The organism is Herbaspirillum sp. AP02, assembly GCF_015767275.1.
In the GTDB taxonomy this organism is placed as follows: Bacteria; Pseudomonadota; Gammaproteobacteria; order Burkholderiales; family Burkholderiaceae_D; genus Herbaspirillum.
On record NZ_JADWMY010000002.1, the window covers coordinates 438,432 to 456,447 of the forward strand.

The 18,016-nt window shown below is 62.7% G+C and carries 16 protein-coding genes; 12 read left to right on the forward strand and 4 right to left on the reverse strand.

Annotation, left to right across the window (positions count from 1 at the left end):
* Positions 1–89: 89 nt before the first annotated feature.
* The 8 genes from msuE (at position 90) to I5R65_RS08020 (ending at position 8,199) form a co-directional block, all read left to right on the forward strand.
* Positions 90–662, forward strand: coding sequence for an FMN reductase (gene msuE, locus I5R65_RS07985; protein ID WP_180666083.1), 573 nt, complete (start codon positions 90–92; stop codon positions 660–662).
* Positions 663–721: 59 nt separating this feature from the next.
* The gene (sfnG, locus tag I5R65_RS07990) at positions 722–1,876 is read left to right on the forward strand and encodes a dimethylsulfone monooxygenase SfnG (protein WP_180666085.1); all 1,155 of its coding nucleotides are present in this window, start codon (positions 722–724) and stop codon (positions 1,874–1,876) included.
* Positions 1,873–2,784 carry an ABC transporter ATP-binding protein gene (locus I5R65_RS07995; protein WP_180666087.1) on the forward strand — a complete coding sequence of 304 codons (912 nt, stop codon included), beginning with the start codon at positions 1,873–1,875 and terminating at the stop codon, positions 2,782–2,784. The genes sfnG and I5R65_RS07995 overlap by 4 nt, the downstream gene beginning before the upstream one ends.
* Positions 2,784–3,680, forward strand: a complete 897-nt coding sequence (locus tag I5R65_RS08000; protein ID WP_180666314.1) for a branched-chain amino acid ABC transporter permease — start codon at positions 2,784–2,786, stop codon at positions 3,678–3,680. Before I5R65_RS07995 ends, I5R65_RS08000 begins: the two co-directional genes overlap by 1 nt.
* Before the next feature lies 1 nt (position 3,681).
* Positions 3,682–4,737: a branched-chain amino acid ABC transporter permease gene (locus tag I5R65_RS08005; protein WP_180666089.1), complete on the forward strand. Its 1,056-nt coding sequence runs from the start codon at positions 3,682–3,684 to the stop codon at positions 4,735–4,737.
* A 46-nt stretch (positions 4,738–4,783) separates the two neighbouring features.
* Entirely contained in the window at positions 4,784–6,100 is a 1,317-nt protein-coding gene (locus I5R65_RS08010) for an ABC transporter substrate-binding protein (RefSeq protein WP_180666091.1), read from the forward strand.
* A gap of 76 nt (positions 6,101–6,176) precedes the next feature.
* Positions 6,177–7,436: an SfnB family sulfur acquisition oxidoreductase gene (locus I5R65_RS08015; protein WP_180666093.1), complete on the forward strand. Its 1,260-nt coding sequence runs from the start codon at positions 6,177–6,179 to the stop codon at positions 7,434–7,436.
* 1 nt (position 7,437) lies between these two features.
* Entirely contained in the window at positions 7,438–8,199 is a 762-nt protein-coding gene (locus I5R65_RS08020) for an ABC transporter ATP-binding protein (protein ID WP_180666095.1), read from the forward strand.
* Between the two features lie 15 nt (positions 8,200–8,214).
* Here I5R65_RS08020 and I5R65_RS08025 read toward each other — a convergent pair whose 3' ends face one another.
* A complete protein-coding gene (locus I5R65_RS08025; RefSeq protein ID WP_180666097.1) occupies positions 8,215–9,129 on the reverse strand; it encodes a LysR family transcriptional regulator in 915 nt (304 codons plus the stop codon).
* Positions 9,130–9,353: 224 nt separating this feature from the next.
* On the opposite strand from I5R65_RS08025, the gene I5R65_RS08030 reads away from it, so the two are divergent.
* From I5R65_RS08030 to I5R65_RS08045, 4 genes are all read left to right on the forward strand, one after another.
* Positions 9,354–10,259: an NAD(P)-dependent oxidoreductase gene (locus I5R65_RS08030; protein ID WP_370460912.1), complete on the forward strand. Its 906-nt coding sequence runs from the start codon at positions 9,354–9,356 to the stop codon at positions 10,257–10,259.
* 15 nt (positions 10,260–10,274) lie between these two features.
* Positions 10,275–11,789: an aldehyde dehydrogenase family protein gene (locus tag I5R65_RS08035; protein WP_180666101.1), complete on the forward strand. Its 1,515-nt coding sequence runs from the start codon at positions 10,275–10,277 to the stop codon at positions 11,787–11,789.
* Positions 11,790–11,886: 97 nt separating this feature from the next.
* Positions 11,887–13,221, forward strand: a complete 1,335-nt coding sequence (locus I5R65_RS08040) for a DUF3100 domain-containing protein (RefSeq protein WP_196872162.1) — start codon at positions 11,887–11,889, stop codon at positions 13,219–13,221.
* 160 nt (positions 13,222–13,381) lie between these two features.
* Positions 13,382–14,887: a DASS family sodium-coupled anion symporter gene (locus I5R65_RS08045; protein WP_180666103.1), complete on the forward strand. Its 1,506-nt coding sequence runs from the start codon at positions 13,382–13,384 to the stop codon at positions 14,885–14,887.
* 128 nt (positions 14,888–15,015) lie between these two features.
* Here the strand turns inward: I5R65_RS08045 and adhP are convergent, their stop codons facing one another.
* The 3 genes from adhP to I5R65_RS08060 form a co-directional block, all read right to left on the reverse strand.
* Positions 15,016–16,041 carry an alcohol dehydrogenase AdhP gene (gene adhP, locus I5R65_RS08050; protein WP_180666105.1) on the reverse strand — a complete coding sequence of 342 codons (1,026 nt, stop codon included), beginning with the start codon at positions 16,039–16,041 and terminating at the stop codon, positions 15,016–15,018.
* Positions 16,042–17,113: 1,072 nt separating this feature from the next.
* Positions 17,114–17,503, reverse strand: a complete 390-nt coding sequence (locus I5R65_RS08055; protein WP_370460913.1) for an HTH domain-containing protein — start codon at positions 17,501–17,503, stop codon at positions 17,114–17,116.
* A gap of 90 nt (positions 17,504–17,593) precedes the next feature.
* A complete protein-coding gene (locus I5R65_RS08060) occupies positions 17,594–17,851 on the reverse strand; it encodes a hypothetical protein (RefSeq protein WP_180666109.1) in 258 nt (85 codons plus the stop codon).
* Between the last annotated feature and the right edge of the window lie 165 nt (positions 17,852–18,016).

The following is an 18,016-nucleotide window of genomic DNA, read 5'->3' on the forward strand; positions in this document are numbered from 1 at the left end:
AAAAGACTTTGCAGGGTGGCACGTTCTTCGCTGGAAGAAGGGGAGGATGCAGTCGAATCCCCTCTAGCCCTCCAAGGAGAACCTTTTTCATGAGCCGTCCCCTGCAAGTCGTCATCGTCGCCGGAAGTGGTCGCCGTCCTTCCCGCACGCTTGGTCTGCTCAATGCGCTCTCAGCGCAGTTGAGCCGGTACATCGCGATCAACACGGAAGTGGTGGCCTTGTCCGAACTCAGCGGCCAGTTGCTCAGTGCCACCGAACTGGCGCAATTGCCCGATGCCGTGCGCCAGAAGATCGCCGCCATCGAAGCAGCCGATGTACTGCTGGCCGGCAGTCCCGTCTATCGCGGTTCCTATTCGGGTTTGTTCAAGCATCTGTTCGATCTGGTGCCACAGGAGTCGCTGTCGGGCAAGCCGGTACTGCTGGCCGCCACCGGCGGCAGCGACCGTCATGCGCTGGCCATCGATCATCAGCTGCGCCCGCTGTTCGCCTTCTTCCAGGCGCTGGCCTTGCCCCTGGGCGTGTATGCCAATGCCCTGGAATTCGACAACGAAACCATCATCAGTCCGGCCTTGCAGGAGCGTATCGCTCTGGCCGTACAGCATGCGCTGCCTGTGTTGCAGGTCCTTGCAGCCACGCCGGCACCAACGCCCGCGCACAGGTAATACACCGGGCCCTTCCATCTTTCTCTCTCGATTGCCGCCATTTCCACAGGAGATTTTTCATGAGCCAAACACCATCCGCCGCCACCACCGCCCGCACCGATGCCGTCAAGTTCGCCTATTGGGTCCCCAATGTCAGCGGCGGCCTGGTCGTGAGCACGATCCCGCAACGCACCGACTGGAGCCTGGAATACAACCAGCGTCTGGCCGTGGCCGCCGAAAAGGCCGGCTTCGAGTATGCCCTCAGCCAGATCCGTTTCACCGCTGGTTACGGTGCCGAATACCAGCATGAATCGGTCTCCTTCAGTCAGGCCCTGTTGCACGCCACCACCAGGCTCAAGGTACTGGCGGCCATCTTGCCGGGCCCCTGGAATCCAGCCGTGGTGGCCAAGCAGATCGCCACTATCGATCACATCTCCAATGGCCGCATTGCCATCAACGTGGTCAGTGGCTGGTTCAAGGGCGAATTCCAGGCCATCGGCGAACCCTGGCTGGAACATGACGAACGCTATCGCCGCTCCAATGAATTCATCCGCGCGCTCAAGGGCATCTGGACCCAGGATGACTTCACCTTCAAGGGGGATTTCTATCGCTTCAACAATTACACGCTCAGTCCCAAACCGGTGCAAAAGCCCCATCCGGAAATCTTCCAGGGCGGCAGCTCGCGCGCCGCACGCGACAACGCGGCCAGCGTGTCGGACTGGTACTTCACCAACGGCAATACGGTCGAAGGACTCAAGGCGCAGATCGACGACATCCAGGCCAAGGCCGCGCAGAACGGCCACAAGGTGCGCATCGGTGTGAATGCCTTCGTGATCGCCCGCGATACCGAAGAAGAAGCGCAAGCCGTCCTGCAGGACATCATCGACCATGCCCACGTGGAAGCCGTGCATGCCTTCGGCGACGCAGTCAAGCAGGCCGGCAAGGCCTCGCCGGAGGGGGAGGGCAACTGGGCCAAGTCCACCTTCGACGACCTGGTCCAATACAACGACGGCTTCAAGACCAACCTGATCGGCACGCCGCAACAGATCGCCGAGCGCATCGTCGCGCTCAAGGCCATCGGCGTGGACCTGGTCTTGACCGGTTTCCTGCACTTCATCGAGGAAGTCGAATACTTCGGCCAGAAAGTGTTGCCGCTGGTGCGTGAACTGGAGGCGCGCCAACCCACCGCTGCGGCTGCGCCGGTACCGGCGCCGGCACTGGAAGCGGTGGCATGAGCACGCGCAGCGCACTCGATATCGCGCTGCCCGGCTTGACCCAGGGCGGTATCGGCGCGCCCGCTGCTGCAGCGGCCGAGCGTGCCGTACCGGCCGTAGCCGCGCCGGTCTTGCAGCTGGAAGGCATCAGCCTGTCCTTCGGTGGCGTGCAGGCCTTGCGCGGGGTGGATCTGTCCCTGCACGAACGCGAGATCCTGGCCGTCATCGGTCCCAACGGAGCGGGCAAGAGCTCGCTGGTCAATGTCATGAGCGGACTGTATCGGCCTACGCAAGGCACGGTCAGCCTCGCCGGACGCCGTTTCCGGCAGGTGCCGACGGCCCGCCTGGCAAGGCTGGGCGTGGCGCGCACTTTCCAGAACCTGGCGCTGTTCAAGGGCCTGAACGTGCGCGACAACATCGCGCTGGGCCTGGTCGATGCCATGCGTGCCAGCTTCGTGGAACAGATCGCCGGCCTCGGTCGCGCCCGCCGCGAACGCCGCGAGGCCCGCGCACAGGCAGACCAGATGATGGATTTCCTCGACCTGCGCACCCATGCCGAGCGTACCGTGGGCGGCTTGCCCTATGGCCTGCAGAAGCGGGTCGAGCTGGCACGGGCGCTGGTGGCGCGACCCCGGCTGCTGTTGCTGGATGAGCCGATGGCAGGCATGACCGTCACCGAGAAAGGCGAGATGGCGCATTTCGTGCGTGCCGCTCGTGCGCAGTTCGGGACGGCCATTCTGCTCATCGAGCATGACATCGGCCTGGTCTTCGGACTCTCCGACCGTGTGGCGGTACTCCAGCATGGCAGCAAGATTGCCGATGGCAAGCCCGCCGAGGTGCGCCAGGATGCCGCCGTCATCGATGCCTATCTGGGCGTGGCGTCGCCCGAGCAGCCGCCACAGCGACATCCACTGCCGGAGGCCGCATGATGGCCGACTTCGATTGGGTGTTCTTTGCCGAGGTGCTCACCGGCGGCCTGCTGTCCGGGGTGATGTATTCACTGGTGGCCATCGGCTTCGTGCTGATCTACAAGACCTCGGGCGTGCTCAACTTTGCCCAGGGCGCGCAGCTGCTGTTTGCCGCGTTGACCTTCGTGAGTCTGGTGGAGCACGGCATCCCCTTCGTGTTGGCCCTGTTGCTGACACTGGCGGTCATGATCCTGCTGGGCCTTGCAATCGAAAGGGTGGTCTTGCGGCCGCTACAGAACCAGTCACCGATGACCCTGTTCATGGCCACGCTGGGTCTGTCCTATGTGATCGAGGGCGCGGCGCAATTGCTGTGGGGCACCCAGGTGCATGCGCTGGAACTGGGCATTGCCGATACGCCGCTGCAGCTGGGCGGGATGATGATCTCTTCCTTTGATCTCTTCGCTGCCGCCACCGCCGCCCTGATGGTGGCGCTGCTCTCGCTCTTCTTCCGCACTACCCGTCTCGGGCTGGAATTCCGGGCGCTGGCCGATGACGGCTTTGCTGCGCTGGCCGTGGGCTTGCGCCTGCCGCGCATCCTCGCGGCGGTGTGGGCCACCGCCGGACTGATCGCACTGATCGCCGGGCTGTTGTGGGGCGCGCGTCTGGGCGTGCAGTTCTCGCTGTCGCTGGTGGTGCTGAAGGCCTTGCCGGTGCTGGTGCTGGGCGGATTCGATTCGGTGCTGGGTGCCATCGTCGGCGGCCTGTTGATCGGCGCGCTGGAAAAACTGGCGGAGGTCTACCTCGGCCCGCTGGTGGGCAGTGGCATCGAAGGCTGGTTCGCCTATGTGGCCGCGCTGGCCTTCCTGCTGGCGAGGCCCAGCGGCCTGTTCGGCCAGCGTGCATTGCAAAGGGCCTGAGATGAGGACGTCGCTTGCCGCTCCCTCCCGCATACTGCTCCAGCGTGGCAGCGCGTTGCGCCGCGTTGCACCCTGGCTGCTGTTGCTGTTGCTGGCCTATGGGGTACTGCCCTGGTTCGCCTCGGCCTATGTGATCGATGCCTTGCTGATTCCCTTCCTGGCCCTCTCGCTGGCAGCGGTCGGGCTGAATCTGTTGACCGGGTATGCCGGCCAGCTCTCGCTGGGCAGCGCGGCCTTCATGGCCGTCGGCGCCTTCGCCGCCTACAACCTCAACCTGCGCGTGGCCGGCCTGCCGCTGCTGGTCTCCATCGTGCTGGCGGGGCTGGCCGCCACGGCCATCGGACTGGTGTTCGGACTGCCCAGCCTGCGCCTGCGGGGTTTCTATCTCGCGGTCTCCACGCTGGCGGCGCAGTTCTTCGTGCAGTGGGTGCTGGTCAGGTTCAGCTGGTTCAGCAATGACAATCCCTCCGGCGTGATCGATGCACCGGCGCTGGTGGTGGGTGGCATCGCCTTCGATACGCCGGCGGGACGCTACCTGTTCGCGCTGGCCATCGTCACCGTGCTGACCTTCCTGTGCTGGCGCCTGGTGCAGAGCCAGACCGGTCATCACTTCATCGCCGTGCGCGACAACGAACAGGCCGCCCGCGTGATCGGCGTACCAGTGCTGCGCACCAAGCTGCTGGCCTTCGCCATCTCCTCCTTCGTCATCGGCGTGGCTGGCGTGCTGTGGGGCTTCGTCTACCTGCGCACGGTGGAACCGGCGGGCTTCAACCTGGATCGCTCGCTGCAGATCCTCTTCATCGTCATCCTCGGCGGCCTGGCGACGATACGCGGGGCCTTCCTGGGCGCGGCGCTCATCGTCGTGTTTCCGCTGCTGCTGTCGCGCCTGGGCAGCCTGCTGCTGGGACGGTGGTTCGACTCGGGCGTGCTGGAGATGAGCCAGCGCATCGTGCTGGGCGCGCTGATCATCTTCTTCCTCATCGTCGAGCCGCAGGGGTTGGCCGCGCTGTGGGAACGCACATGGCGCCGCCTTCATACGCGCCGGTCCGCACCATAACTTCTTACCTTCACTTCCACCCTCACTACGGAGAAGCTCGCTCACCATGCTGCATACAAAATTAATAAGAACCTTCATCCTCGCAACGGCCTTGTTGTCTGCAGGCCTGCAACATGCCCGTGCCGATGAACAATTCTTCCCTCTGCAGAGTTACCGGGTCGGTCCCTACGCTGCAGGCGGAACCGGTTTCTTTGGCGGTTTCATCGATTACCTGAATCTGGTCAACCTGCGCGATGGCGGCGTGGGCGGCGTCAAGCTGACCTGGGAAGAGGGCGAGACCCAGTACGAAGTGGAGCGCGGCGTGGAAGTCTACGAGCGCCTGAAGCAGCGTCCCAACATCGCCACCTGGAATCCGCTGTCAGTCGGCATCGCCTACGCCCTGCTGGACCGCGTGACGGCCGACAAGGTGCCGCTCCTGACCATCAACCATGGCCGCACCGATACCACCGATGGCCGCGTCTTCAAGTACATCTTCCCGCTGCTGCTGAACCCCTACAGCGAGACCTCGGGCATCGTCAACTACATCGCCAGCAAGGAAGGCGGGAGCGACAAGCTCAAGGGCAAGAAGATCGTGGTGCTCTATCACGGTTCGCCCTATGGCAAGGAGACCATCCCCATCTACAAGCTGCTGTCGGAAAAATATGGTTTCTCGCTGCAGCAGATCGAGGTGCCGCACCCCGGCAATGATCAGCAGGCCCAGTGGCTCGCGATCCGCCGCGCCAAGCCGGATTACGTGGTGCTGCGCGGCTGGGGGGTGATGAATCCGGTGGCCTTGAAGACAGCGCAGAAATCGGGCTTCCCGGCGGACCACATCATCGGCAATGTCTGGTCCAATTCGGAAGAGGACGTGATTCCCGCAGGCGATGCCGCCAAGGGTTATGTGGCCATCACCACGGTAGCGGCAGGTGCGCAGTATCCGGTGCTGCAGGAAATCCAGAAGACCGTCTATGGCGCCGGCAAGGGCAACCTGCAGGACCCCAAACGTATCGGCAGCGTCTACCACAACCTGGGCGTACTCAACGGCATCCTCAACGTGGAAGCGATCCGCATCGCCCAGGCGAAGTTCGGCAAGCGCACCTTGACCGGTGATGAAATCCGTTGGGGTCTGGAAAACCTCAACATCGACCAGGCACGTACGGCCGCCCTCGGTGCCAAGGGCCTGTTCCACTCCATCCACGTCACGTGGGACAACCACGAAGGCGACGGCCTGGTGGCCTTCCAGCAATGGGATGGCAAGCAGTGGAACGTGGTCTCCGACTGGATCGCACCGGACTGGAAGCTGCTGCGCCCCATCATCGAAAAGTCCGCCCTGGCCTATGCCAAGGAAAAGAACATCAAGGTGCGCAAGAGCATCGATGACTGATGGCCGGGCGGTCCCGCTTTGATGCGGGACCGCTGGCGTTCTCTATTGACTTCCTCATTTTTTGAAAGACCTGACCATGTCTGCCGTGCTCGCTTCCTCTGCCCCTTCCTATTCTCCCGCCACGGGCCCGGTGCCCGGCCTGCCGCGCGCTGCGCAACCGGCCCACGTGATCCGTGATGACGCCGAAGCCATCGCCGTGGCGCACGCGCTGGCCAGGCGCCTGGCGCAGGGCGCCTCCGAACGTGACCAGCTGCGCCGCTGGCCGGTGGAAGAGATCGAAGCCTATTCGCAGAGCGGCCTGTGGGCCATCAACGTGCCGCGTGCCTTCGGCGGAGCCGAAGTCTCCTATGCCACGCTGGCCGAAGTGATCTCCATCATTTCCGCCGCCGATCCGTCGCTGGGGCAGATCACGCAGAACCATCTGGGCTTCGTGGCGGCGGTGCGCACCGTGTCCGATCCGGAGCAGCAGCAACGTTTCTTTGCCGATTTCCTGCGCGGGGTGCGCTGGGGAAATGCATTCTCCGAGTCGGGATCCAAGCGGGCGGCGGATTTCGAGACACGCTTCGTCGATGCAGGCGAGCATGTCATCGTGACCGGCAAGAAGTTCTATTCCACCGGCGCACTGCTGGCGCACTACGTACCCATCGTCGCCAATGACGAAGAGAACCGTACCTGGTACGTGGTGGCCGAGCGCAATGCGCCGGGTCTCACCGTCATCGATGACTGGTCTGCCTTCGGTCAGCGTACTACCCTGAGCGGCACCGTCATCATCGACCAGGTGAAAGTGCCCAAGACACATCTGATCCCGGCCTACAAGGGCTATCTGGAGCCCTCCGCCGATGGCGCCATCTTCCAGATCATCCAGGCCGCCGTGGACATAGGCATCGGCCGCGCCGCCATCGCCGATACCCAGGATTTCGTGCGCACCAAGTCGCGTCCGTGGATCGACAGCGGGCGCGACCATGCCTGGGAGGATCCGTATTCCATCCAGGCCGTGGGCGACCTGCAGATCCGCCTGCATGCCAGCGAAGCCCTGCTGGAACGCGCCGGTCGCGCTATCGATGCGGCGGTGGCCGCACCCGATGCCGAGAGCGTGGCGCGGGCGCAGATCCTCACCGCCGAAGCCAAGGTGCTCTCCACCGAGATCGCCATCCATGCCACCAACAAGCTCTTCGAACTGGCGGGCACGCGCTCCACCCTGGGCCAGTACAACCTGGATCGCCATTGGCGCAATGCGCGCACCCACACCCTGCACGACCCGGTGCGCTGGAAGTACGCCATCGTCGGCAACTACTACCTCAACGGCGTGAAGCCGCCTTTCCACGCCTGGAGCTGATGTGAGCGCGCCGCTGTTGGAGATTGCCTCCATTGAAGTGCGCTACCAGGGCGCGCTGCTGGCCTTGCAGGATGTCAGCCTGGCGGTGCAGCCCGGCGAGATCCACGCGCTGCTGGGCGCCAATGGCGCGGGCAAGTCGACCACGCTCAAGGCCGTCTCCAATCTGCTGCCGGCGCAGCGCGGGCAGGTGCGGGCGGGGCGCATTCTCTTCGATGGACGGGATGTTTCACGCAGCAGTCCCGCTGAACTGGTGCGACGGGGATTGGCGCAGGTGCTGGAAGGTCGGCATTGCTTCGCTTCGCTCACTGTTGAAGAAAACCTGCTCACCGGCTGGCCCGCGCATTTCACGCGGCCTGCCGTGCTGCGGGAGGCACTGGAGCGCATCTATGTCTTCTTCCCGCTGCTGCATCAGCGGCGCCGCAGTCTGGCCGGATTATGTTCGGGCGGCGAGCAGCAGATGCTGGCCATCGGGCGCGCGCTGATTTCGCGGCCACGCCTGCTGGTGCTGGATGAGCCTTCGATGGGGCTGGCGCCGAAAGTGGTGACGGATATCTTTGCGCAACTGAGCCGACTCAATCGCGAAGAGGGCGTGGCCTTGCTGGTGGCCGAGCAGAATTCTGCGGTGGCGCTGCAGTATGCGCATCGGGCTACGGTGCTGGAGCATGGGCACAGTGTGTTGAGCGACCAGGCGCAGACATTGCGCGAGCGTGCCGATATCCGATCCTTCTATTTTGGCGAGGGCCGGGTCGCGCATGCAGCCTGACGTGCGCAATGATCGTCAGTCCTGGAAGGCTTTCATGCGCGTACTCAGGTGTTGCAGCAGGCGGTTGGCTGCGGTGGAGAGCTGCCGCCCGGTGCGCGTGATGAGATGCGCCTCGGAGCGTGCCAGCAGCGTATTGCGCACCGGGATCGCAAACAGTTCGCGGGCCGCCAGCTCGGTGGTCACCGCAAAGAGCGGCAAGAGCGTGAAGCCCAGCTCGGACTTCACGAAATGTTTGAGGATGGCAATCGAATTGGTGGTGATGGTGGGCGTCAGGCGGGTCTTCTCGATCAAGGTTGCCGCTTCCACCAGTTGCCGCGTGCCATAGGCCAGGTGCGTCAAGGCCATCGGATAGGCGGCCAGTTCGCGCAGGGTCACCGATTCCACCTTGCCCAGCAAGGGAAACTGCCGTCCCACGATGGCATACATGGGCTGGCGCGCGACGGCGCGGCTGACGATCTTGGCCTCCACCGGCGGATTGAAGACCAGTCCGATCTCGGCCTCGTCGGCCGCCACCGCACTGACCACTTCGTTGGTGCCGGCCAGGTCCAGCACCAGTGAGATCTCCGGATACTTCTTGCAGAACTGCTTGATGGGCCCGCTCACCATATCCGAGATGAACCCTTCCCCCATGATGATGTTGATCGATCCGCGCTTGAGGCCACGGATCTCCTGCAGCTTGGCCAGCACATCGGACTGGTGCGAGCGCTGCTCGCGGTAATACTCCAGCAGCAGGGCGCCGGCTTCGGTCGGACTGACGCCACGCTTGTGGCGTTCGATCAGCGGGACCGCCAGTTCCTGCTCCAGCAGGCTGATCTGGCGGCTCACCGCTGAGGGCGCGATGTCGAGCGCATCGGCGGCCGCGCGTACGCTGCCGCTGCGCACCGCTTCATACAGATAGGCAATGCGGTGGTCATTGAGGGTCTCGCCCATGCAATCTCCGTGTTCTCGAAATTAGAACAATAAACATGATCTGTGCGGATTGATTGTAGTGATCAAAGCCGCCAAACTCAACGCTCATCAGAGGCAAGTTCGTTCATCACGCGGCGAACGCCATGCATCTTGTGCAGTATATCCGTTATTTTGCTGCGATGCGCAAAATCGGTGCGGAGTGCGCATCAAGCTGGCGCAGGGCTGCCTCTATTTGGTGAACATGCGTGGATCGTCAGAGAACACAGAGGACAAGGATGAAGAAGATCGGAGTGATCGGCCTGGGCAACATGGGCCGTGGCATGGCGTTTTCCCTGCAGCGCGGGGGCTATGAGGTCGTGGGATATGACGCCCTGGAGGCGACCCGCACGGACCTGAGGCAGAAGGGGCTGCATTGCGTGGATGCGATTGCCGCCCTGGCGGGGACGGTGGACATGGTGGTGTTGTCGCTGCCGACATCGGACATCGTGGAGCAGGTGGTGCTGGGGGAGGGCGGTCTGTTGCAGTGCGGTACTGACGGACTGGTGATTGTGGATACCACGACCGCCGACCCCAACAGTACCCGGCGCCTGGCCGCCGAATTGCAGGCTGCGGGCATGCAACTGGTGGATGCACCAGTCAGCGGCGGTCCCAAGGGCGCGGCCACGGCCACCATGGGCATGGTCATCGGCGGCAGCGCCGAGATCGTGGCGCGCATCGAACCGGTCCTGGCGGTGATGAGCGCCAAGCGCGTGCATGTCGGCCCGGTCGGCGCCGGGCACGTGGCCAAGCTGCTCAACAATCTGGTCACGGGCACGCATCTGCTCATCGCCGGCGAGGCCGCGCGCGTCGCTGCCGCAGCCGGACTGGATGCGCGCCAGATCTTCCAGGGGCTGGCCGCCGGCTCGGCCAACAGCAAGGTGATCGACACCTTCTATCCCACCTGGATCTTCAATGAAGCCTTCGATTCCGGCTTCACCATGAAACTCATGCGCAAGGACCTGCGCCTGGCCATGAACCTGATCGAACAGACCGAGAGCACCACCCCCCTGGCCAAGGAAGCCGGCCGGCTCTGGGCCAGGAGCGTGGAGCGCCTGGCCGATGCGGAAGATTTCAACCGCATCGTGACCTACATCGACCCTTCCGAACACTGATTTCCGGAGCACCTCATGCAACTTCATGACGCAGACAATCTGATGCTGGCCTTTGGCCATTTCTTCCCCGGTGCCAAGGAGGTCGGTTCCTGGATCAACGGCGAACTGATCGCCGGCGAGGGCGAACACATCCAGCTCTACAACCCGGCCACCGGCCGTGCTTCGCTGAGCTACCGCGACGGCGGTGCCGCCGCGGTGGAAGCGGCGGCCGCGGCGGCCCAGCGAGCGCAACGCCAGTGGTGGGCCTTGAGTCACGCCGCGCGTGGCCGTGCCCTGTATGCGGTGGGTGCCGTCATCCGTGCCGAGGCCGAGGCGCTGGCGCGGCTGGAGGCGATCTCGTCCGGCAAGCCCATCCGCGATTGCCGTGCCGAGATGCAGAAGGTCGCCGAGATGTTCGAGTATTACGCAGGATGGGCCGACAAATTCTACGGCGAAGTCATTCCCGTCCCCAGCGCGCACCTGAACTACACCCGCCGTGAGCCCTACGGCACCGTGCTGCAGATGACGCCCTGGAACGCACCGGCCTTCACCTGCGGCTGGCAGCTCGGCCCGGCACTGGCCACCGGCAACGCGGTGCTGCTCAAGCCCTCCGAACTGACGCCGTTCTCTTCGCTGGCCATTGCCCGCCTGGGCGAGCAAGCCGGCCTGCCGGTCGGCCTGGTCAACGTGCTGGCCGGACTGGGCCAGAGCATGGTGCCGCAGGCCATGGCGACGTGGTCGGTGAAGAAGGTGATCTTCGTCGGTTCACCCGCCACCGGCGCGCTCATCGCCAAGGCCGCTGCCGAACGCGTGATGCCTTGCGTACTGGAGCTGGGCGGCAAGTCGGCCAACATCATCTTCGATGACGCCGATCTGCGCCTGGCGGCCTTCGGCGCGCAGGCGGCCATCTTCTCCGGCGCCGGGCAGAGCTGCGTGGCGGGTTCGCGCCTGCTGGTCCAGCGCAAGGTCTATGACCAGTTCGTCGAATCGGTCGCCGCGGGCGCGGAGAAGATCAAACTGGGTGCCCCGCTGGAAGACAGTACCGAAGTCGGTCCCATCAACAACCGCCGGCAGTATGAACATATCCAGCGCATGGTGGCCAGTGGCCTGCAAGCAGGCGCGACCCTGGCGGCGGGCCAGTCGAACTATGGCGAGGAAGGCTACTTCGTGCGGCCGACGCTGCTGGCGCATGCCGACAATGCGATGGAGGTGGCGCGTTCGGAGATCTTCGGTCCGGTGGCCGTTGCCATTCCCTTCGAGGATGAGGCCGAGGCCATCGCCATTGCCAATGACAGCGAATTCGGCCTGGCCGGTGCCGTCTGGACGCGTGACGTGGCGCGGGCGCATCGGGTCGCCGCCGGCGTCAATGCCGGGACCTTCTGGGTCAACAGCTACAAGACCATCAATGTGGCCTCGCCCTTCGGTGGTTTCAACCGCAGCGGCTACGGGCGCTCCAGCGGCATGGAAGCGCTCTACGACTATACGCAGACCAAGAGCGTGTGGGTCGAGACCTCGGCCAGCCCGGCCACTCCCTTCGGCTACGCCGGCTGAAGGGCAGGGTTCCACGCAACACCAGGCTGACCGATCCACCATCACAAGAGGCCGCCTCGCCGGGGCGAGGCGGCCCACGTCTCGAGGGAGAAGCAAGATGCAAACAAGCTATGCCAGTCATGTCGCGCAACCACAGGGAGAGCGGACCCGCTTTCCCTTCCTGAAGCTGTACTTCCTGACGGCCATCGTGATGCTGCTGGCCGACTGGATCGGTTCGGTCACGCTCAATGTCGGTCCGGGCAAGGTGGTGTTGCTGCCCATGGTGTGGGCCATCATCATGGGCGGGATGCTGGGTCTGCTGCACAAGTCCATGCCGGCGCCCCTGCGGCTGGATACGGCCATGCAGTTTCGCGCCGCCTCGGTACTGCAGCCGGCGCTGCTGCTGTTCATCGCCAAGCTCGGCCTGATGGTGGGCAGCTCGCTGCCCAAGCTGGCTGCTGCCGGCTGGGCACTGGCGTTCCAGGAACTGGGCCACTTCGTGGGCACCATCCTGATCGGCCTGCCGCTGGCGCTGCTGCTGGGCATCAAGCGCGAAGCCATCGGCGCCACCTTCTCGGTCGGACGCGAACCCAGCCTGGCCATCATCGGCGAGCGCTATGGCATGGATTCTCCAGAGGGACGCGGCGTGCTGGCCGAGTACCTGACCGGCACCCTGTTCGGCGCCGTGTTCATCGCCATCCTGGCGGGTTTCCTGGCCAGCCTCAACATCTTCCATCCCTATGCCCTGGCCATGGGGGCGGGCGTGGGATCGGGCAGCATGATGGCCGCAGCCTCCGGCGCCATCGCTGCCCAGCAGACAGCCGAAGTGGCCAAGGATGTGATGACCTTCGCCGCCGCCAGCAACCTGATCACCACCACGCTGGGGACCTACTTCACGCTGTTCATCTCGCTGCCGCTGGCGGTGTATGGCTATCGGATACTGGAACCCATCCTGGGCCGCACCACCCGCGCTTCCACCGAGCAGAGCCAGGTCAGTGCCGGTGATCATGCCGAGGTGCCGGAACTGGGCCAGCTGCAGAAGTGGGGCGCGTGGGGCGTGGCGGCGGTGCTGACCCTGGTGAGCGACTGGATCCTGTATGGCAGCAAGCCCATGGAGACCTTGCCGGGCATGCTGGTGATCGTGGCGGCGGTGGCCGTGGGCGACCTGCTGTGCCGCTTGACGGGGCGCAAGGTTCCGGCGGTGTGCTGGGTCTCCATCGTGGCCATGGCACTGACCTCGCCGATCTGTCCCTGGGCCGCGCAGCTGGTGGCGCTGACCGGCAAGATCAATTTCCTCTCGGTGACCCCGGTGATGCTGACCTTCGCCGGCCTGTCGCTGGCCAAGGATATCCCGGCCTTCCGCCGCCTGGGCTGGCGCATCGTGCTGGTGTCCTTCGCAGCCAATGCAGGCACCTTCATTGGTGCCACGCTGGTGGCCGAGATCTTCCACTGAAGGGCAATAAAACCGGCGCTTTGCTGGCCCAGATCAAACCATCGGCAATGATCGCAGCTACGCGCCGGCCGGGATGACTATACTTGGCGCAAGGATGGCCGCACGGCAACAGGCTGTGCGGCCATCGTGCTTTTCCAGTTCAGTTTTCCAGGATGATGCGATGTTCAATCAACTCAAAGCCACCTTCAAGTACTTCAACGATGCCGTTCCCTTCAGGCTGCTGCCCGCGCTGATCGCCACGGCGGTCCTGATCCTGCTGCTGCTCGCGCCCTGTCCCCCCGGCTTGCAACCCAAGGCCTGGGCACTGGTGGCGATCTTCCTCACCACCATCGTGGCCATCATCCTCAAAGTCATGCCCATCGGCGTGATGGCGATGATGGCCATCGTCATCGTCTCGCTCTCGCAGGTCACCTCGACTTCGTCCAAGGGGGCCATTGCAGATGCGCTGGCCAGCTTCTCCAATCCGCTGATCTGGCTCATCGTGGTGGCGATCCTGATCTCGCGTGGCCTGAAGAAGACCGGACTGGGACGGCGCGTAGGCCTGATGTTCATCGCCCTGCTGGGCCGGCGCACCATCGGCATCGGCTACGGGCTGGCCATCTGCGAACTGGTGCTGGCACCCTTCACGCCCAGCAACACCGCGCGCGGCGGCGGCATCGTCCACCCCATCATGAAGTCGATCGCCAACGCCTTCGACTCCGACCCCGCCAAGGGCACGCAGAACAAGGTCGGCAGCTACCTGGCGCTGGTCAACTATCACGCCAATCCGATCACCTCTGCCATGTTCCTCACCGCCACCGCGCCCAATCCGCTGGTGGTCAACTACGTCGCCAAGGCGACTGGCCAGGCGCTGCAACTGTCCTGGACCACCTGGGCGCTGTGCATGCTGCTGCCCGGCCTGGTATGCCTGCTGATCATGCCCATGGTGATCTACCTGGTCTCGCCGCCGGAGCTGAAGTCCACGCCCAATGCGGTGGACTACGCCCGCAGCGAGCTGGACAAGATGGGCCGCCTGGGCGCCAGTGAAAAGGTCATGCTGGGGACCTTCGCCCTGTTGCTGCTGCTGTGGGCCAATGTGCCGGCCATGCTGCTGGGTGCGGCCTTCACGCTGGACCCCACGGTGGTGGCCTTCGTCGGCCTGTTCGTGCTGATCATCACCGGCACCATCGACTGGGATGATGTGCTTTCCGAAAAGAGCGCCTGGGATACCCTGGTCTGGTTCGGCGCACTGGTGATGCTGGCCGAGCAGTTGAACAAGACCGGCGTGGTGGCCTGGTTCTCGGAGGGCATGAAAGCGGCCATCGTCGCCAGTGGCATGGGCTGGTTCGCGGTGGCGGCGGTGCTGCTGCTGGTGTTCGTGCTGTCGCACTATTTCTTTGCCAGCACCACCGCCCACATCAGCGCCATGCTGCTGGCCTTCCTGATGGTGGGTGCGCAACTGCTGCCGCAGCAGTACGTGCTGCCCTTCATGCTGATGATGACCGCTGGCTCGGCCATCATGATGACGCTGACCCACTACGCCACCGGCACCTCGCCCATCATCTTCGGCAGTGGCTATGTTTCCATGGGCAAGTGGTGGGGCGTGGGGCTGGTGATGGCGGTGGTGGAACTGCTGGTGTTCGCGACCGTCGGGACGGCATGGTGGAAGGTGTTGGGGTATTGGTAGGATAGCGGCAAGCCGGCATCCGGCAGTGGCAGCCCAGGGAAGAACCCTCCGCCTGAATCTGGAGGGCGCCCATGAAAATGGCGACGCACTGATGTGCGTCGCCATTTTCTTGTCTGCCACGTGTATGACTACTTCAGGTCCAGCACGATGCGACCATCGATCTTGCCTTCTTCCATACGGGCGAAGATGGCATTGATGTTATCCAACTTGTCCCAGGTGAAGTGCGCGGCGACCTTGCCTTCGGCGGCGAAGACCAGTGACTCTTCCAGGTCCTGGCGGGTGCCGACGATGGAGCCCCGCACGGTGATGCGCTTCAAGACCGTGTTGAACACCGGCAGGCTGATGTCGCCCGGTGGCAGACCGACCAGGGCCATGGTGCCGCGTGCGCGCAGGAAGCCGAAGGCCTGTTCCATCGCCTTGGGCGAGACCGCCGTCACCAGGGCACCATGGGCGCCGCCGATGATGCGCTGGACGTCGGCCACCGCATTGATGTCGCGCCCATCGACGGTGAGGTCCGCGCCCAGCTTCTTGGCCAGCGCCAGCTTGTCTTCGTGGATGTCGGCGGCGACCACGTGCATGCCCATGGCCTTGGCGTATTGCACCGCCATGTGGCCCAGGCCGCCGATGCCGGAGATCACCACCCATTCACCGGGGCGCACCTCGGTTTCCTTCAAGCCCTTGTAGACGGTCACGCCCGCGCACAGCACCGGAGCGGCCGGGCCGAACTCCAGGCCGGCCGGCAGGTGGCCGACGAAATCGGGATCAGCCAGACCATATTGCGCGAAGCTGCCATTGACGGAATAGCCGGTGTTCTGCTGTTCGGCGCACAGGGTTTCCCAGCCGGTACGGCAGGGCGAACAGCAGCCGCAGGCCGTATGCAGCCAGGGCACGCCGACGCGGTCACCTTCCTTGACACGCTTGACGCCGGCGCCCAGCGCAGCGACATAGCCGGTACCTTCGTGGCCGGGGATGAAGGGTGGGGTGGGCTTGACGGGCCAGTCGCCATGGGCGGCGTGCAGATCGGTGTGGCAGACGCCGCTGGCCTCGAACTTGACCAGGATCTGACCTGGGCCGGGTGTGGGAACGGGGACTTCCTCGATGGACAGGGGCTTGCCGAATTCGCGGACGACGGCCGCTTTCATCATTTGCGTCATATGCACTCCTCGGGGGGATCAACGGGATGCGAGGGCAGGGTGATGGCCGTTCTGCTGCGTTGGCCAACTGTTGTGCCTGCCTGCAGAGGCCACTATCCTCCGGGCACACGGGGACGACAATCAATGATTGGACATGGGTTGATCCAAGTCGCTCATCGTTGAAAAATTTGGAGGGTCGGTGGTGCAAGCCGCATGGGATCGAGCTTTACGCGTTCCGGGAAATTCTCCGGCCGAGTAGTGAAGATCTCGCTAAATACCCTTAGTAGAGCCCCTTGATGCTTGTGATGGCGTGTGTACTGCGCATACGCCAACCCATTCTGGGTCCCGATTTCGACAAGATCCCGACGAGTCCCCTACTGTTTTTTTAGGTTTTCTACCGGCTCATGGATATAGGAATTCTGCTTCTGGCCGAGGCTGTGTAAAAACGTAGGAATTCTTAATCAATCGAAAAATTGACCTCTCAGATCGGCCTGCATTCAATTTTCTCGATGTCGGGAAGGGTCTCCCTACCCATGAATTTTCCAATGTTTACGTTTTTACACAGCCTCGGCCGGTAGCAGACATGGCTGCCTGTAAATATGGACCTAATCGCATATAACGCCAGCAGCGACAATTACCCAATGCGTTGACGGTCTACCTATCTCAAAGTTGGAAATGCACGGTCCACCATCGGAGAATTCAATCCCAATTCCTCCTGCGTATAGACCTGAGACATGAACATTCCAAGCTTTTCTCCTCGCAAGAACAATAGCGGCTCCGGCCACCTGAACCGCTGCAAAGTGCCCATGCTCATCATATCTTTCAGTGTCTACACTACGGATTGTTTCGGCAGTATGCGAAATTACGTACTCGTAGGATTGATAATTGTCTCCGCATAGCATTTCATGCGCCAGACGAGAGGCAAGCGCCGGTTCATGATTTGTGGCAAGAACTTGTATTTCGGCCTCTATCCGCTGGCGCTCAAAGGAAACACAGGCATTTGGATATCCTTCAAATCTGCCATTAAAGGCTGCTGGTTTTATTGGAAAATTCTGTGCGTAGGCAGATGAAAAAAGTATGAACGCAGAGAGAATCAGTGTCGTGATGGACGGGCTGTTGATTTGCTCGCAGATTTGACCCTCTCCATTTGACCCACCTTCCACCGTCTACCAAAGGCGGCCACACGGTCGTACGACCCTTCATATCCCAGTTCTTTTAGATCCAGGAACATCTGTTTCAGGGTTCGTCGTTGCTTGCGAGATTTAACGGATTCAGAGCTCAGCCAAGCGGAGAGCCTGGGAGCAAACTCATCAAGAGAGCTAGGCGAATGCCTTGCTGGGTATGCTGGTTCGATCGCGTCCGACCGGATATAACGGCGAACCGTATTGCGGGAGATGTCCAGGCGGCGGGCGATTTCCCGGATTGAGATATGGTCTCTGATGTACCAGCGTCGAATAATTCCAAGTAGGGCCACGTTTATCACTCCGTTCTCCCGCTCGCTGTCATGAGCAGGATTGTGGTCTAAACATGGGTCAACTTAGGATGCAAAATTCCTGAGAAAGTGGGTCAGATTTCAATGCAATTCAACAGTGATGGTACTGTGGCCGCTGGCCTGCAGATTATCGGTCCGGACAATCGAATCCATCGAGATGACACTGGCTGGAGCGGCGAAGTAAAACATTGCGAGATAGAGCGCATAAAGTACGAGCAAACATACAACAAGAAACAGCCAGGGCCTCGTTAACTGAGACCACGCAACTGAAGCAGAAATACCGACCAAAATAGCTGGCATTCCCAAGAAAATACCAAGTTCTACAAGAGATTCAAGCATGTGGGAGAGCCTAGGATGGGCAAGGGCAAAGGGAGATGCCAAGAATGAAAAGTTCTTAGATATTTCATTGACGGGACACCTATTATTCTTTGAAGGTTTTCCACCGGCTCATGGGTAGAGTAAGTCCGCTCCCAGCCGCATTGGTCAAGATATCCCGGATCCGCT

Bases quoted from the DNA above. Each gene is read 5' to 3' on its own strand.
- msuE (WP_180666083.1), top strand. From the start codon at position 90: ATGAGCCGTCCCCTGCAAGTCGTCATCGTCGCCGGAAGTGGTCGCCGT.
- sfnG (WP_180666085.1), top strand. From the start codon at position 722: ATGAGCCAAACACCATCCGCCGCCACCACCGCCCGCACCGATGCCGTC.
- I5R65_RS07995 (WP_180666087.1), top strand. From the start codon at position 1,873: ATGAGCACGCGCAGCGCACTCGATATCGCGCTGCCCGGCTTGACCCAG.
- I5R65_RS08000 (WP_180666314.1), top strand. From the start codon at position 2,784: ATGGCCGACTTCGATTGGGTGTTCTTTGCCGAGGTGCTCACCGGCGGC.
- I5R65_RS08005 (WP_180666089.1), top strand. From the start codon at position 3,682: ATGAGGACGTCGCTTGCCGCTCCCTCCCGCATACTGCTCCAGCGTGGC.
- I5R65_RS08010 (WP_180666091.1), top strand. From the start codon at position 4,784: ATGCTGCATACAAAATTAATAAGAACCTTCATCCTCGCAACGGCCTTG.
- I5R65_RS08015 (WP_180666093.1), top strand. From the start codon at position 6,177: ATGTCTGCCGTGCTCGCTTCCTCTGCCCCTTCCTATTCTCCCGCCACG.
- I5R65_RS08025 (WP_180666097.1), bottom strand. From the start codon at position 9,129: ATGGGCGAGACCCTCAATGACCACCGCATTGCCTATCTGTATGAAGCG.
- I5R65_RS08035 (WP_180666101.1), top strand. From the start codon at position 10,275: ATGCAACTTCATGACGCAGACAATCTGATGCTGGCCTTTGGCCATTTC.
- I5R65_RS08040 (WP_196872162.1), top strand. From the start codon at position 11,887: ATGCAAACAAGCTATGCCAGTCATGTCGCGCAACCACAGGGAGAGCGG.
- I5R65_RS08045 (WP_180666103.1), top strand. From the start codon at position 13,382: ATGTTCAATCAACTCAAAGCCACCTTCAAGTACTTCAACGATGCCGTT.
- adhP (WP_180666105.1), bottom strand. From the start codon at position 16,041: ATGACGCAAATGATGAAAGCGGCCGTCGTCCGCGAATTCGGCAAGCCC.
- I5R65_RS08060 (WP_180666109.1), bottom strand. From the start codon at position 17,851: ATGCTTGAATCTCTTGTAGAACTTGGTATTTTCTTGGGAATGCCAGCT.